General features: G+C 59.0%; 14 protein-coding genes and 1 pseudogene. 7 read left to right on the plus strand and 8 right to left on the minus strand.

Annotation, left to right across the window (positions count from 1 at the left end; all coding sequences use genetic code 11):
* Positions 1 to 5: 5 nt before the first annotated feature.
* Both C3F38_RS15680 and fsa read right to left on the minus strand, forming a co-directional pair.
* On the minus strand, positions 6 to 1,721 hold the full coding sequence (locus tag C3F38_RS15680) for a ShlB/FhaC/HecB family hemolysin secretion/activation protein (RefSeq protein ID WP_055317212.1): 1,716 nt from the start codon (positions 1,719 to 1,721) through the stop codon (positions 6 to 8).
* Positions 1,722 to 1,987: 266 nt separating this feature from the next.
* Positions 1,988 to 2,653 carry a fructose-6-phosphate aldolase gene (gene fsa / locus C3F38_RS15685; protein WP_055313663.1) on the minus strand — a complete coding sequence of 222 codons (666 nt, stop codon included), beginning with the start codon at positions 2,651 to 2,653 and terminating at the stop codon, positions 1,988 to 1,990.
* Positions 2,654 to 2,802: 149 nt separating this feature from the next.
* Between fsa and C3F38_RS15690 the strand changes: the two genes are divergently transcribed.
* From C3F38_RS15690 to osmB, 4 genes are all read left to right on the plus strand, one after another.
* Positions 2,803 to 3,702, plus strand: coding sequence for a glycyl-radical enzyme activating protein (locus C3F38_RS15690; protein ID WP_055313664.1), 900 nt, complete (start codon positions 2,803 to 2,805; stop codon positions 3,700 to 3,702).
* Positions 3,703 to 3,706: 4 nt separating this feature from the next.
* Complete coding sequence (locus C3F38_RS15695) at positions 3,707 to 6,139, plus strand: formate C-acetyltransferase/glycerol dehydratase family glycyl radical enzyme (RefSeq protein ID WP_103791732.1); 2,433 nt, start codon at positions 3,707 to 3,709, stop codon at positions 6,137 to 6,139.
* 50 nt (positions 6,140 to 6,189) lie between these two features.
* Positions 6,190 to 6,936 (plus strand): DNA-binding transcriptional regulator YciT, encoded by a 747-nt coding sequence (locus C3F38_RS15700; RefSeq protein ID WP_038876236.1) that lies wholly within the window; start codon positions 6,190 to 6,192, stop codon positions 6,934 to 6,936.
* 280 nt (positions 6,937 to 7,216) lie between these two features.
* Complete coding sequence (gene osmB, locus C3F38_RS15705; protein ID WP_004930634.1) at positions 7,217 to 7,435, plus strand: osmotically-inducible lipoprotein OsmB; 219 nt, start codon at positions 7,217 to 7,219, stop codon at positions 7,433 to 7,435.
* 190 nt (positions 7,436 to 7,625) lie between these two features.
* Here the strand turns inward: osmB and yciH are convergent, their stop codons facing one another.
* On the minus strand, positions 7,626 to 7,952 hold the full coding sequence (yciH, locus tag C3F38_RS15710; RefSeq protein WP_038876234.1) for a stress response translation initiation inhibitor YciH: 327 nt from the start codon (positions 7,950 to 7,952) through the stop codon (positions 7,626 to 7,628).
* Between the two features lie 10 nt (positions 7,953 to 7,962).
* Positions 7,963 to 8,691 carry an orotidine-5'-phosphate decarboxylase gene (pyrF, locus tag C3F38_RS15715; RefSeq protein ID WP_170310541.1) on the minus strand — a complete coding sequence of 243 codons (729 nt, stop codon included), beginning with the start codon at positions 8,689 to 8,691 and terminating at the stop codon, positions 7,963 to 7,965.
* Positions 8,692 to 9,020: 329 nt separating this feature from the next.
* Between pyrF and C3F38_RS15720 the strand changes: the two genes are divergently transcribed.
* Both C3F38_RS15720 and C3F38_RS15725 read left to right on the plus strand, forming a co-directional pair.
* Positions 9,021 to 9,281 (plus strand): YdgH/BhsA/McbA-like domain containing protein, encoded by a 261-nt coding sequence (locus C3F38_RS15720; RefSeq protein WP_038876230.1) that lies wholly within the window; start codon positions 9,021 to 9,023, stop codon positions 9,279 to 9,281.
* A 172-nt stretch (positions 9,282 to 9,453) separates the two neighbouring features.
* Complete coding sequence (locus C3F38_RS15725) at positions 9,454 to 9,753, plus strand: Arc family DNA-binding protein (protein WP_047730569.1); 300 nt, start codon at positions 9,454 to 9,456, stop codon at positions 9,751 to 9,753.
* Between the two features lie 46 nt (positions 9,754 to 9,799).
* Here C3F38_RS15725 and C3F38_RS15730 read toward each other — a convergent pair.
* The 4 genes and pseudogenes from C3F38_RS15730 to pgpB form a co-directional block, all read right to left on the minus strand.
* A pseudogene (locus C3F38_RS15730) lies at positions 9,800 to 10,872 on the minus strand (integrase core domain-containing protein).
* A 107-nt stretch (positions 10,873 to 10,979) separates the two neighbouring features.
* Positions 10,980 to 12,152 (minus strand): lipopolysaccharide assembly protein LapB, encoded by a 1,173-nt coding sequence (lapB, locus tag C3F38_RS15735; RefSeq protein ID WP_047730566.1) that lies wholly within the window; start codon positions 12,150 to 12,152, stop codon positions 10,980 to 10,982.
* Positions 12,153 to 12,158: 6 nt separating this feature from the next.
* Positions 12,159 to 12,461 (minus strand): LapA family protein, encoded by a 303-nt coding sequence (locus C3F38_RS15740; RefSeq protein ID WP_038874444.1) that lies wholly within the window; start codon positions 12,459 to 12,461, stop codon positions 12,159 to 12,161.
* A 297-nt stretch (positions 12,462 to 12,758) separates the two neighbouring features.
* A complete protein-coding gene (gene pgpB / locus C3F38_RS15745; protein ID WP_038874446.1) occupies positions 12,759 to 13,523 on the minus strand; it encodes a phosphatidylglycerophosphatase B in 765 nt (254 codons plus the stop codon).
* Between the two features lie 279 nt (positions 13,524 to 13,802).
* Here pgpB and ribA point away from each other — a divergent pair, with 279 nt between their 5' ends.
* Positions 13,803 to 14,396, plus strand: coding sequence for a GTP cyclohydrolase II (gene ribA, locus C3F38_RS15750; protein ID WP_019452695.1), 594 nt, complete (start codon positions 13,803 to 13,805; stop codon positions 14,394 to 14,396).
* The last annotated feature ends 19 nt before the right edge of the window (positions 14,397 to 14,415 follow it).

Below are 14,415 nucleotides of genomic sequence, written 5' to 3' on the forward strand. Positions count from 1 at the left end.
GATGTTCAGATTTCCAGATTTACGCTAAAACCCGCGGTCGCACCGGAGGTATGGAACCCTGCGGGCTTGTACAGCGGAACGTCGGCAAACAGGTCATAGCTGAATCGCCCCCACAGCGCGCCGCGCACACCGAGCGCACTACCCGCCAACTGATGCCCCACCAGGTAACGGGTGTTTGGGCCGTCCACTCGGCCGTAATCGGCAGCCAGGTACAGTTCATGCCCGCGAGAAAACACGTTCCAGGCGATTTCATTGCGCCACAGCAGGCCCTTTTCGCCGGACAGCATCTGTTCGCCGTCAAAACCGCGCACCGTGTAACGCCCGGCAATGGCCATCCGCTCCTGCGGCGTCAGCGCATTCGGACTCCACTGGCCCCGTACGCTGGTGTATACCCGCCAAGGCTGCCCACCCCAGGAAAATGGCTGATTGATACCCAGGTCACCGAGCAACATGCCGGTACGTGCACTGCCTTCATGACGCGATTCTTCCGGGGCAGGTAGGGCATGGAATGCGCCGGTGCCGCGACGCCAGCTGATATTGGCGTCCAGCGTAGTGGTGCCGAAGTAGCTGCGCTGATTCAGCCCCAGCTCCCAGCCGGCGGTCCGACGTTTTTGCGACACAATATCAACGTCGTCCACGGCGTTAGTGGAATGTTTGCGGTAGCCGCGCAGGTTGAGCGTGGTCTTGTGCGATTGGTCGCGGTACAGCAATCGGGAGACGGTCAACTGAATGTTGTCGCTCTTGCCGCTGTAGCGCAGCACCTCGTTGGCGTTGGGGATGTTCTGATGGTAGGTGTAGTCGTTGTAGTTGGCCGAGAATGCCCAATACCCTACCGGAAAGAAATAGTTCAGCGTATGTGAACGGTTGCCGAACGGCCCGTGCTGGAACATGTCCTTGCCGATGTTGGCGTAGAATAGGTCATTCTGCGCCAACGGGGCATCGATAGCCAGGGTGGCTGAACCGAGATAGCGTCCGGTACTTTTGGAGCCACTGTCGTCCACTCCCAGACTGAGCCGCACCGGGCGCCCCTCGTGCCAGTTGACCTGCAGGTCACTGGTGCCATCCTCGGCGCCGGGTACGATTTTAATGTCGGCATTAACGCTGGGCACCCGCCTGAAGTTCTCCAGCCCCTGTTCGATATCGCGCAGGTTGAGAATATCGCCGCGCGAGGCCGGAATAGCGTTCCACAACCGCCCACGCCAAGAGACCGGTTCCTCAAAGCGGGTCTCACCGACACGCCCCGGTTGCAACGTCAGCGTCAATACTCCCGTAGTCAGGTCCTGCTCCTGCGCCATCACTCGTGTAGTGACATAGCCCTTGGCCAGTATGACGTTTTGCACCTTATTGATGATGAGCACAATGCCCTGGCTGCCCAGGCAGCGGCCTTTGGCATCCGCAGCGGCGTCCAGCGCCCATTGGAAGCGATCGGCAGACTCACCGACCAACGTTAGCTGGTTAATGATGAAACAAGGGCGTTCATCTGTAGGGTAATCGGGCAGCACAACGTCGGGACGGGAAAAGCGCGCATCGGCCTGCGGGGCGTTTTGCTGTTGCAGGGCGCGCTCGCGCTCCTGCTGGCGCTGCTGCTCGCGAGCATCAATGGATGCCACCCCTTCACTGGTAGATGCAGAGGCGGAAAACAGGGGTACAGCGCCGATCAATAATCCCGACAGCCCACAGCGGATAAAATAAAGTAAAGCACGAGCATTATCTGAGCGCATCCCTGGCTCCTCTCCGTTATTGCATGGTTATTTATTGAGTCACAACCATACATTATGTAAATAAATGTAAATAAAATTCCCTTGAGCGGATTATGGGCTTTAGAGGACAAAAATCAACTGCTTTATGCTACTGCAACGCATAAAGCCATACGGGAGGCGGCGGACACGAGAAGCGTTGCGAAACGGTAGGAGGATGACGCCCTATGCGCCATCCCTTAAAATTAATTGTCGATCGGGAGGAGGATCGTAAACGAGGCAGGCAGCTATCACCCCAGCAAATTGCTGCCGAACGCCCCCTGCCAATCCTGTTCGAATTTCTCGACTGCGGCCTGCACTGCCGGCGCATTCAGGAACTGCTCCGCGACATCCACCGGCAGCGTGATGGCCTGGCAGCCCGCCAACAGGCACTCCAGCGCCTGGCGCGGCGTTTTGAAGCTGGCGGCCAGCACCTGCGCCGACGGCGCGTGCAGGCTCAGCAGCTGCTGCAGCTCGTGCACCATTTCGATACCGTCGCCCCCCTGCGCGTCCACCCGATTGACGTAAGGCGCCACATATTCCGCCCCGGCCAAGGCCGCCAGCAGCCCCTGCCCGGCGCCGTATACCGCCGTGCCCAGCGTCGGGATGGACATCGTTTTAAGCTTCTTGATCGCTGCCAGCCCCTCGGCGGTTGCCGGGATCTTCACCACCAGCCCCGGTACGCGCTGGCTGAGCAGCGCCGCCTCCGCCACCATGCGCTCGGCATCGGCCGCCATCACCTGCGCGAACAGCTTGCCGGTGCCGCCGAGGGCATCGCGCAGCGCGGGCAGCACTTCCCAGATCGGCTTGCCTTCCTTCGCCACGATGCTCGGGTTGGTGGTGACGCCGTGCAGCGGCAGAATGCGCGCCAGGCGTTTTACCGCGGTCACATCGGCGGTATCGAGATAAAGCTCCATCACGGACTCCTGTGTCATGTTCTGTGGGCGGATTCAAACTCTGATCATCATAGGGCAAAAACCGCGCTAACTTTTGATCAGAGTCAATTCAACTTTCATTCGAAACATATTTAATGACGAAAGATTCAGCAACGCCAAACGGGTGACTCATGCTCTTCAATCTGCAGCGCTACTCGACCCATGACGGCCCGGGCATCCGCAGCGTGGTCTTTTTAAAAGGCTGCCCGCTGAGCTGCCGGTGGTGTCAGAACCCGGAAAGCCGCTCGCGCCACGCAGACCTGCTGTTTGACGAACGCCTGTGCCTGAGCGGCTGCACGCTGTGCGCCGAGCGTTGTCCGCAAGGGCTGCAGCGCACCGACGGGCCGCTGACGCTGCAACGCGAGCTGATTAGCGCAGACGATTATGCCGCCCTGGCCGCCGCCTGCCCGACCGGCGCGCTCAGCCTGTGCGGCAGCCCGATCAACCCCGACGATATCATGGCCGAGGTGATGCGGGATAAGCCTTTCTACCTGCGCAGCGGCGGCGGTTTAACGCTGTCCGGCGGCGAACCCTTTATGCAGCCGGACATCGCGGCGGACCTGCTGCGGCGCGGCCGCGAGGCCGGCATCCACACCGCCGTCGAATCCTGTCTGCACGTCCCATGGCGTTATATCGCCCCTTCGCTGCCGTGGCTGGATCTGCTGCTGGCCGATCTCAAACACACCGACGAAGCGCGCTTCAGAGCCTGGACCGGCGGTTCCGCCCGCCGGGTGATGAGCAATTTTCGTCGGCTGGCGGCGCACGGCACGCACATGACCGTACGCGTGCCGCTGATCCCCGATTTCAACGCCGATCGCCGCTCTGTCCGTGCGATCGTCGACTTCGCCGCCGACGAGATCGGCGTGTCGGAGATCCACTTTCTGCCGTACCACACGCTCGGCATCAACAAGTACCACCTGCTCGGCGAACCCTACCGTGCCGCCCGCACGCCACTGGACGCACCCGACCTGCTGGCCTTCGCCGAAGACTATGCCGGCGCCAAAGGCCTGACCGCCATTTTGCGAGGATAACACCATGACCACGTTGGATTTGACTACCCTGAGCGCCCGTATCCAGGCGCATAAGAATACGCTGATTCACATCGTCAAACCGCCGGTGTGCACCGAACGCGCGCAGCACTATACCGAGGCCTATCAGCAGCATCAGGACAAGCCGCTGCCTGTTCGCCGCGCCCTGGCGTTGGCCAACCATCTGGCGAAACGCAGCATCTGGATCGCCAACGACGAGCTGATCGTCGGCAACCAGGCCAGCGAGCTGCGCGCCGCGCCGATCTTTCCCGAATACACCGTCGGCTGGATAGAAAACGAAATAGACCAGTTGGCCGACCGGCCGGGCGCCGGCTTCTCGGTCAGCGAAGAGAACAAGGCGATTTTGCACCGTCTTTGCCCCTGGTGGCGCGGCCAAACGGTACAAGATCGCTGCTACGGCATGTTTACCGACGAGCAGAAGGCGCTGCTGGCCACCGGCATCATCAAGGCCGAGGGCAATATGACCTCCGGCGACGCCCATCTGGCGGTCAACTTCCCGCTGCTGCTGGAACAAGGCCTCGATGGCCTGCGTGAAAAAGTGAACGCGCGCCGCAGCCGCCTGCGTCTGACCGAGTGGGAAGATCTGCACAAGGCGCAGTTTCTCAACGCTATCGATATTGTGCTGACGGCGCTGAGCGGGCACATCCTGCGCTTCGCCCGCCTGGCGCGCGAGATGGCGCAAAACGAAGCCCGCGATTGGCGGCGCGCCGAGCTGCTGACCCTCGCGGACAACTGCGACCGGATCGCCCATCGCCCGCCGCAGACCTTCTGGCAGGCGCTGCAGCTGTGCTATTTCATCCAGCTGACGTTGCAGATCGAATCCAACGGCCATTCGGTTTCTTTTGGCCGCCTCGATCAGTATCTCTATCCCTGGTATCGGCGCGACGTGGAGCTGGAGCAAAACCTGACGCGGGAAAACGCCATCGAGCTGCTGCACAGCTGCTGGCTGAAGCTGCTGGAGGTTAACAAGATCCGCTCCGGCTCGCACTCCAAGGCCTCCGCCGGCAGCCCGCTGTACCAGAACGTCACCATCGGCGGGCAAAAACTGGTCGATGGCCGGCCGTGCGACGCGGTCAACCCGCTGTCCTACGCCATACTCGAATCCTGCGGCCGCCTGCGCTCCACCCAGCCCAACCTCAGCGTGCGTTACCACGCCGGGATGAGCGCCGATTTCCTCGACGCCTGCGTGCAGGTGATCCGCTGCGGCTTCGGCATGCCGGCGTTCAACAACGACGAAATCGTCATTCCCGAGTTCATCAAGCTGGGGGTCGAACCGCAGGACGCTTACGACTACGCCGCCATCGGCTGTATCGAGACCGCCGTCGGCGGCAAATGGGGCTATCGCTGCACCGGCATGAGCTTCATCAACTTCGCCCGCGTGCTGCTGGCGGCGCTGGAACAGGGCCGCGACGCCACCTCCGGGCAGATTTTCCTGCCGCAGGAACAGGCGCTGTCCAAAGGAAACTTCGCCGATTTCGAGCAGGTGATGGCGGCGTGGGATCGGCAAATCCGTTACTACACGCGCAAGTCAATTGAGATCGAATGCGTGGTGGACAGCGTGCTGGAGGAGAACGCCCACGATATCCTCTGCTCCGCGCTGGTGGATGACTGCATTGAACGCGGCAAAAGCATCAAGCAAGGCGGCGCCAAATACGATTGGGTTTCCGGCCTGCAGGTCGGCATCGCCAACCCGGGCAACAGCCTCGCGGCGGTGCGAAAACTGGTGTTCGACCAGGGGGCGATCGGCCAGCAGCAGCTGGCGACGGCGCTGGCCGAAGACTTCGCCGGGCTGGATGGCGAGCAGCTGCGTCAGCGGCTGCTTAACGCTGCGCCCAAATACGGCAACGATGTGGACGAGGTCGATCGGCTGCTGGTGCGCGCCTACCAAACCTACATCGAAGAACTGAAGCAGTATCGCAACACCCGCTTCGGCCGCGGGCCGATCGGCGGCGGCTATTACGCCGGCACCTCGTCGATTTCGGCCAACGTGCCCTTCGGCGCCGCCACCCTCGCCACACCGGATGGACGCAAGGCTGGCGCCCCGCTGGCGGAGGGCGCCAGCCCGGCGTCCGGCACCGACCACCTGGGGCCGACGGCGGTGTTCAATTCGCTCGCCAAGTTGCCGACCGAGGCGATCCTCGGCGGCGTGCTGCTCAACCAAAAGCTGAACCCGGCGACGCTGGACAACCCGCGCGATCGGGAGAAGCTGATGCTGATGTTGCGCACCTTCTTCGAGAGCTATCGCGGCTGGCATGTGCAGTACAACATCGTGTCGCGCGAAACGCTGCTGGCGGCGAAGCAACACCCTGACCAATATCGTGATTTAGTGGTTCGCGTAGCTGGCTATTCCGCCTTCTTTACCGCATTATCCCCTGAGGCGCAGGATGATATTATTGCGCGCACAGAACATACTCTTTAAACCTTTGACTCTTAGCGGCCGCACCTTGGCGGCCGCATCATCAGGCCGATATGAATTTACGACAACAGACCATATTGCAGTTGGTTAACGATCGCCGGCGGATCAGCGTCAATGAGCTGGCGCGCGCCTCGGGCGTCTCGGAAGTCACCATCCGGCAAGATCTCAACCTGCTGGAAAAGCGCAGCTATCTGAAACGGGTACATGGCTCCGCCGTGGCGCTGGAGAGCGACGACGTCGACGCCCGCATGATGTCCAACTTCACGCTCAAGCAGCGGCTGGCGCAGTACGCCGCCGCTCAGGTCAACGACGGCGAGACGATCTTTATCGAGAGCGGCAGCGCCAACGCCCTGCTGGCGCGCTACATCGCCGAACGCAAGCGCATTACGTTGATCACCGTCAGCCACTACATCGCCAACCTGCTCAAAGAAACCGACTGCGATGTGATTGTGCTGGGCGGCATGTATCAGAAGAAAAGCGAGACCGTGGTCGGCCCGCTCACGCGGCTGTGCATTCAGCAGGTGCATTTCAACAAAGCGTTTATCGGCATTGACGGCTTTCAGGCCGAAACCGGCTTTACCGGCCGCGACATGATGCGTGCCGACGTGGTCAGCGCGGTGCTGGCCAAGGGCGTGGAGAATATCGTGCTGACGGATTCCAGCAAATTCGGCCAGATCCAGCCCAACCCGCTGGCGCAGCCGGGCCAGATCAGCCGGGTGATCACCGATTCGCGTTTGGCGCTCGAGTATCAGCATCAGCTGAAACGCCAGGGCATACAGGTGGAGTTGGTCAACGACTAACGCGGGCCGCCACCGCACCAAGCGCGCCGCGCGGGCCATACCGCGCGCCTTTCCCCCTGCGCAGCGGGATTTTAAGACTATTTACCTGTTTATCCTTCCCGAGAAACCTATACTCAGTTTCGGCAACTTTTGGGCCTTAACTTGCTAATTATTCGGCTTTTAACAAAAAATGCCATTTTTTATATCGATACTGTATGGGAACCAACGGCAGGCCTGATTTATGGTTAACGCCTATACTTATAGGGCACTTCCATATAGCCAATGCTAAGGAGAAGTCATTATGATGATTATCAATAAACGTTTCGCCACCGCCGCTCTGGCACTGACTCTGGCGTTTTCACTCAGCGCCTGTTCCAACATGTCCAAACGCGATCGCAACACCGCAATCGGTGCCGGTGCCGGTGCAGTCGGCGGTGCAGTGCTGACCAACGGCAGCGCGTTGGGCACGCTGGGTGGGGCCGCGGTGGGGGGCATTATCGGTCACCAGGTTGGCAAATAACCTGACCGAGCGTCCTCGGCCGACAGGCTGGCAAAAGCGCCTCGGCGCTTTGACGTATTAACCAGAATAACGATGATTTCAGGTCTGTTTTACTTTAAGTCTATGGTTCTTTTGCCGTTAACGGGCTAACCCCCGGCAGCAACAACCTCAAGCCATGCCACGGCATTGCACCGCGGCATGGCGATTCAGCTCAACCGCCCGCCAGTTTGACCTTCATGCCTTTGGCTTCCAGCAGCTGCTTGAGCAGATCGCGTTTATCGCCCTGTATTTCGATGATCCCGTCTTTCACCGAGCCGCCGCAGCCACATTTCTTCTTCAGCTCGGCCGCCAGTTTGTCGAGCGCAGCGTCATCCAGATCGATACCTGCGATCAGGCACACGCCCTTCCCCTTGCGGCCGCTGGTTTGACGCTGGATGCGCACGATGCCGTCACCCTTGGCGCGTTGCGGTTTAACCTCTTCCTGCTTGATACGGCCGGTGTCCGTGGAATACACCAGGCGGCTGTTATCGTCATTCATTGGCGGTTCCTCAGGCCAAAGAGGCGCGGATCGCGCGCAGCGTCGCGGCCGGATCGGCAGATTGGGTGATCGGACGCCCAATCACCATGTAGTCCACGCCGGCGGCCTGTGCCTGCGCCGGCGTCATGATACGGCGCTGATCGCCCGCCGCGCTGCCCTCAGGGCGGATCCCCGGCGTAACCAGCTGGAATGCCTGCCCGCAGGCCGCCTTCAGCCGCTGCGCTTCGTGTGCCGAACACACCACGCCGTCCAGCCCGCAGTCGCGGGTCAGGCGCGCCAGGCGCTCGGCGTGTTCCGCCGGGCTGGCCTCGATGCCGATGCCGCGCAGATCTTCCGCTTCCATGCTGGTGAGCACCGTCACGGCAATCAGCAGCGGCGCATCCGCCCCGAATGACGCCAGCGCTTCTTTAGCGGCGGTCATCATGCGCGCGCCGCCGCTGGCGTGGACGTTGACCATCCAAACGCCCAGCTCGGCCGCCGCCGCGACCGCATGCGCGGTGGTATTGGGAATATCGTGGAATTTCAGGTCGAGAAACACGTCGAAGCCACGCCCATGCAGATCGCGCACCAGCTGCGGCCCAAACAGCGTGAACATTTCTTTGCCCACTTTCAGCCGGCAGTCTTGCGGATCGATACGGTCGGCGAACGCCAGCGCAGCGTTCTTATCGGCGTAATCCAACGCCACAACGATTGGAGATGATTTTAAGTCATTGTTATTAGTGTTATTTTCAGACTTCATTTCTTCTACCTTCTCTAAAATAGACATAATCAGGGACTCACCCGCGAAACTGACCGCCGCATTCTACATGTCGGGGGCCAGAAATCCCAGCCGCAGCACGCACCGGCGCTCTGTCATGTTACCTCTCACCTTTGTCATGGCGCGTCAACGAAAGCGCATCAGCGATAAACCACGCAGCGTAAAACGCCGTAAAGATGCGTAAATTGTTAATCAGATATTTTGAATGACTTACTCAGCATTATCAGATTTTCAATCTGTGCAGATGCTTTATTATTCAGCCCATCGGAAGCGAATGGCTTCCTTCCTAAATAAACAGACTGGAGTCACCCATGAAAACCATCAAATATTTTGCAGCCGCTGCCGCTATCGCACTGACCTCTTTCGCCACTTTGGCCGCTGAGCCGATCAACAGCCAGCAGGCCGATAGCCTGACCGCGACCGGCGTCATTTCCGCCGGCCACGCAACGACCCTCAGCAGCCTGGAGAAAAAACTGGCCGCTAAAGCAGATGCTCAGGGCGCCAGCAGCTACCGCATTATCTCCGCCGGCGGTAACAACATGTTGAGCGGCACCGCGATCATCTACAAATAAGGTTTCCGGTACAGGGCCCGAGATTTCGGGCCCTGCCTCTGTTTCCCGCTTGAAAACCCCGCATTTGCCCCGCTCTTTATTGTTACAAAAATATTAAATTTTTATTACACACTAGACACCCGATCGCCAGTGGCTTAGCTTGAAGGCATCTTCCTGCAGAAAGGCTTTCAAAATGAGCGAGATATCGACACTTACCATTAAAATTCCTCTGGAACTCAAGGAAAAAATCCGCGCTGCCGCCGCTGAAAACGAATTTTCATTGAGCGTGGAAGTGTGCCAGCGCCTGGAAAGCAGCTTCAGTACGCCCGCCGCCAAGGCAGAAAAAACGGCCAAAAAGGCGGATGAGCTGCACCATGGCGAGATCGACAACCAAAGCACCGAAGAAGAAATTGAACAGCCTCTGAGCCAGAAAGAGCTGAAGAAACTCCGCCAGCTGTTGAAAACCGGCGCCAAGGGCGGCAAAAAAAAGTAAACGACGAACAGACAAACTGACTAGTCCTGATATAGGTTGACACTTTTCAGCCGGATAACGCCCGATGAACCTCATCGGGCGTTTTGTATTTCAGCGACAGGTGCGGCCGCTGTGCGTTGTAGAGGTTCACCGACTCCCTGACCATCTTTTTTGCCTGTACGATGTCTTCTGGCCTGCCGAGCAGGTATTCCGTTTTAAGTATCCCATTTACCCGTTCCGCCAGCGCATTCTGGTAACAGTCATACCCGTCCGTCATCGAGCAGGTGATGCCATATCTCTGATGTAACGCCTGATATTCCTGTGAGCAGTACTGGATACCCCTGTCCGAGTGGTGCACCAGCGGCAAGTAGGTGATATCCGCCACCCATACCTGTTCCGGACGGCTGGCGATGACCTGATTGTCCCCCGCCTTCAGCAGGTTGGGATGACGATAAAAACGATGATGGCTCTGCGTCGTCTTGTGATATGCCCGCTTAGGCATCACCAGTAACCGCGCGCAACGCAAGATACTGAACAGCCGGTCGCGCCCCACATGCAACGCCGGTTCGGGGCGTTGCCGCAACAGGTGATGCAGCTTACGTGTCCCCAGTCGGGGCTGGTGCAAGCGGATGGCCGTCACCTGTTCGACGAGATGCCGGGCCTGCTCCTCTTTGCCTGCTTCACGCTGCAGGGACTGATACCACGCTTGTCGGCTGATGCCCATCCATCGGCAGGCCCGCGTTACTGTGAGTCCCGGTACTTGTGTTTGCGCGATAAGGCGGTTAGCTGCTTTTTTGTCAGCGTGGCGCCAAAGTCGGTGTTCATCACTTTGACGACAGCTTCGAAGAACTGGGCTTTGACTTCAGATTCAGCCAGTTGCTGCTCAAGTTCTTTAATACGCTGTTCGGGCGTCAGGGGGAGTTTGGGCATGTTGCCTCCGCACTTTTGGGTGGAAGGAGAGGTTCGCCAGTCAAGCTGACCGTATTTGCGCAGCCAGTTCATGACGGTTACGTTGCCTTGGATACCATAACGGTCTGTGGCCTGACGGCAAGTCATTTCGCCTTTTTCGACCTGTTCGACGACGGCCAGTTTAAAGGATAGAGAGTAATCGCGTTGTGTGCGTTTAATATACTGGTTCATCACATTTTCCTCTGTGCGTGAGTAAAATGTGTCAACGCTATTCAGGACGGGTCAAACATAAAAAAACGGGGCGATAAATCGCCCCGTTTTATTTTGGTGCCGCGGCGTTATTGGCCATCCAGGCCGCGGATCGGTTTAACCGATGACCAGGCGCGGCACGACGGGCAATGCCAATAGAGCGAGTGCGCGGTGAAGCCGCATTTGTGGCAGCGGTAACGCGGCTTGGTGCGAATTTGCTCGCCGACCATATCGCGCAACAGCAGCAGGCTCTCTTTCGCCCGGCCGTCTTCGGCGTCCGCCAGGTGATAATCCATCAGCCGGTAAAACACCCGCATGGTCGGATGGCGTTGCAGCTGGCGGTTGATATAGACCTGCACCACGTCGCGCCCTTCGTGCTGCTCGATGATCTCGGCCAGCATCAGATCGGCGGTGGCACCGGTGTTCTCTTCTACGCAGCGCTTCAGGAATTCAGCCCAGTTGTGCTGTTGTTCCGGCAGATGGGTGTAGCATTCCTGCAGCATCGGCAGCGTTTCGCTGACCAACTCTTTATCCTGACTCAATACGCGCTGCAGCGACTCCGCCGCTTTGGCGTAGTCGTTTTGCGCCATGTAAATGCGCCCGAACATGATGGACACGCGCGCACACTGTTTATCGGCTGCGTCCGCACGCTTGAGCAGGCTCATCGCCCGATCGAGATCGTCGCTGCCCATCGCCTGCAGCGCCAGTTCACAATAGAAGTGTGCGATCTCGACGCGTTGTTTCTCTTTACCCAGCTTGACCAACTTTTCCGCCACATCGATTGCTTTTTGCCAATCGCTGGTGGCCTGATGGATCACCAGCAGTTGCTGCAGCGCCGATACGCGAAAATCCTCTTCGTCAGTCAACTGGCTGAACATGTCTTCCGCGCGGTCGTAAAGCCCGGCCGCCATATAGTCGCGGCCCAGCTGCTGTACCGCCAGCAGACGCTGTTCGAAGGTCAGGGAGGCGCTTTCCATCAAGGCCTGATGGATGCGGATGGCGCGGTCGACTTCGCCACGCGAACGGAACAGGTTACCCAGCGTCAGGTGGGCTTCAACGGTGTTGCTGTCCTCTTTCAACATGTCGAGGAACAGATCGACCGCCTTGTCCTGCTGGTTGGAAAGCAGAAAGTTCACCCCTGCCACGTATTCACGCGACAGGCGGTTGGCTTCTTGCTGTTTATCCTGCTGAGCGCTTCTGCGCCCCATGTACCAACCGTACGCGGCAGCCACGGGCAGCAACAGAAACAGCAGTTCTAACATAGAGGATTATTCCTTGCTGACAACGGGCTGAGCCGCCGGTTCAGCGGGCTGCTCAAGCTGCAGCTCCAGCCTTTTGATCTTGCGCTCGGCGCGGCCCAGCGCAATGCGCGTGCGCAGGTAGAACAGACCGCAAATGATCCAGCCAAGAACGAAACCGCCGCCAAACAGCGTGGCCAACAGGGTCGATACGCGATAATCGCCCTGCGCAACCAGATAGTTAAAATTGACCACCTGATCGTTATGCGCACCCAAGGTGACGGAAATCACGAAGATCACCAGAACCAACAAAAAAATCAGCAAATATTTCACATTCTTTCCCGCGAGGCCGAGTGAATCGGATTAACGATGCCAAAACGTGGCGTCCCTAACCCTTAAGTTAGCATTTCCCGTTGCGGCAGGGAAACCCCGCGGCACGATAAAACCACATATCTGCTGGCATATTCGGCAGTAAACGGCCTTAGCGAACAAATTGATGAGAAAGCTTCTCAAAACGTCGAATTTATAAGGATATGGGGGCGGCCGGGCGGATTGCAATGGCGGGAAAATGTAAGCGGTTAATGCGGCGCCGATCCGACGCCGCCTTTTTGTGACATGGTCACATAACGATCATATCTCCGGCTTGCGCGCCGCGATTTCCTGCTGCTCTTGCGGCGGCGGCGTCAGCGGGCCGAACCAGCGCTGCGCCAGCCAGCAGGTAACCACCACCAGCAGCCAGCTGATCAGCGTGGCCATCGCCAGATCGCGCGGCCAGTGCATGCCCAACAGCAGACGGCTGCCCATCACGCCGGTCGCCCACACCATCAGCAGCGCGACGGTTTTATAATGGCGGCGCGGCCACAGCAGCCCTACGCCCAACAGCGCCCAGGTGGCGGCGAACATGGTGTGCCCCGACGGGAAAGCGAAACCGGTTTCAAACTGCCAGTGCTTGCGCAGCCAGTTCGGCACCAGCGTCTGATCCTGCAGTTGCTCGCGCACCAGCGCGCTGCGCTCTTTGCGATGCAGCGAATAGAAATATTTGCCGTCCACGCCGTGGGTTTGCTCCAGCCATACCACAAACGGCCGCGGCTCTTGCACCCGATCCTTGATTAACGACTTCACCCCCTGCCCGATCACCAGCGCGGCGAAAAGCAGGAGCGCCAGACCGATGGCCGCCTTCAGGCGAAAGCGCAGGCACCACAAAAACCAGCCGCAGAGGATAGCGCTGGTCAGAATGCCCCACGGCGAGGTCACGGTTTCGGTCACCCAGTACAGCGCTTTGAGCAGCGGCTCATTGCCGCCGGGTTGCCAGTGCCAACCGGATACCCAGACCGCCAGCGGCATCAACAGCAGCAGCAGTGCGCCGCCCGCCGTGCGTTTTGCTATCTCGTACATTCTATTCTTCCTCTGCGTGAATCAGGCAGCAGTGTAACAAGAGTGCAATATTGATAACACGCGAAAAATTAAACAGATAGGCAACCTATCGCAATAATAGGTGGCCAGAAAACGCCATCTGCTGGTTTGCTGAGCACCGCCCGGCAAGAAGTTGTGGCAAAATAGCCGATAATTAACGAAATAGAGATCGGCGTAGCACGTTTTAGTCTTGGTCAATTTACCGTACCGGACTTAGGATGCGCGACAATGATTGAATCGTACGCTTTTGTGGAGAGTGACATGCAGCTTAAACGGGTGGCAGAGGCTAAACTGCCGACACCTTGGGGCGATTTCCTGATGGTAGGATTCGAAGAACTGGCGACCGGGCATGACCATCTGGCGCTGGTATTCGGTGATATTTCCGGCGAAGCGCCGGTGCTCGCGCGCGTGCATTCCGAATGTCTGACCGGCGATGCTCTGTTCAGCCTGCGCTGCGACTGCGGTTTTCAACTGGAAGCCGCGCTGGAGCAGATTGCCGAAGAAGGCCGCGGCATCCTGCTTTATCATCGCCAGGAGGGCCGCAATATCGGCCTGTTGAACAAGATCCGCGCCTATGCCCTGCAGGATAAGGGCGCCGACACCGTGGAGGCCAACCATCAGCTCGGCTTCGCCGCCGACGAACGCGACTTCACCCTGTGCGCCGACATGTTCAAACTGCTGGGCGTCGACGCGGTGCGTTTGCTGACCAACAACCCGAAAAAGGTCGAGATCCTGACCGAAGCCGGTATCAACATCAGCGAGCGCGTGCCGCTGATCGTCGGCCGCAACCCGAAGAACGAACACTATCTGGCGACCAAGGCCGCCAAAATGGGCCATTTGCTCGACCAGAAGTGATCGCCGCCGCGGCGGAAAC

Source organism: Serratia sp. SSNIH1 (genome assembly GCF_002935055.1).
GTDB lineage: Bacteria > Pseudomonadota > Gammaproteobacteria > Enterobacterales > Enterobacteriaceae > Serratia > Serratia nevei.

What these genes read in the sequence shown, in the direction of transcription:
- C3F38_RS15680 (WP_055317212.1), bottom strand. Translation starts at nt 1,721, where the DNA reads ATGCGCTCAGATAATGCTCGTGCTTTACTTTATTTTATCCGCTGTGGG.
- fsa (WP_055313663.1), bottom strand. Translation starts at nt 2,653, where the DNA reads ATGGAGCTTTATCTCGATACCGCCGATGTGACCGCGGTAAAACGCCTG.
- C3F38_RS15690 (WP_055313664.1), top strand. Translation starts at nt 2,803, where the DNA reads ATGCTCTTCAATCTGCAGCGCTACTCGACCCATGACGGCCCGGGCATC.
- C3F38_RS15695 (WP_103791732.1), top strand. Translation starts at nt 3,707, where the DNA reads ATGACCACGTTGGATTTGACTACCCTGAGCGCCCGTATCCAGGCGCAT.
- C3F38_RS15700 (WP_038876236.1), top strand. Translation starts at nt 6,190, where the DNA reads ATGAATTTACGACAACAGACCATATTGCAGTTGGTTAACGATCGCCGG.
- osmB (WP_004930634.1), top strand. Translation starts at nt 7,217, where the DNA reads ATGATGATTATCAATAAACGTTTCGCCACCGCCGCTCTGGCACTGACT.
- yciH (WP_038876234.1), bottom strand. Translation starts at nt 7,952, where the DNA reads ATGAATGACGATAACAGCCGCCTGGTGTATTCCACGGACACCGGCCGT.
- pyrF (WP_170310541.1), bottom strand. Translation starts at nt 8,691, where the DNA reads ATGAAGTCTGAAAATAACACTAATAACAATGACTTAAAATCATCTCCA.
- C3F38_RS15720 (WP_038876230.1), top strand. Translation starts at nt 9,021, where the DNA reads ATGAAAACCATCAAATATTTTGCAGCCGCTGCCGCTATCGCACTGACC.
- C3F38_RS15725 (WP_047730569.1), top strand. Translation starts at nt 9,454, where the DNA reads ATGAGCGAGATATCGACACTTACCATTAAAATTCCTCTGGAACTCAAG.
- lapB (WP_047730566.1), bottom strand. Translation starts at nt 12,152, where the DNA reads ATGTTAGAACTGCTGTTTCTGTTGCTGCCCGTGGCTGCCGCGTACGGT.
- pgpB (WP_038874446.1), bottom strand. Translation starts at nt 13,523, where the DNA reads ATGTACGAGATAGCAAAACGCACGGCGGGCGGCGCACTGCTGCTGCTG.
- ribA (WP_019452695.1), top strand. Translation starts at nt 13,803, where the DNA reads ATGCAGCTTAAACGGGTGGCAGAGGCTAAACTGCCGACACCTTGGGGC.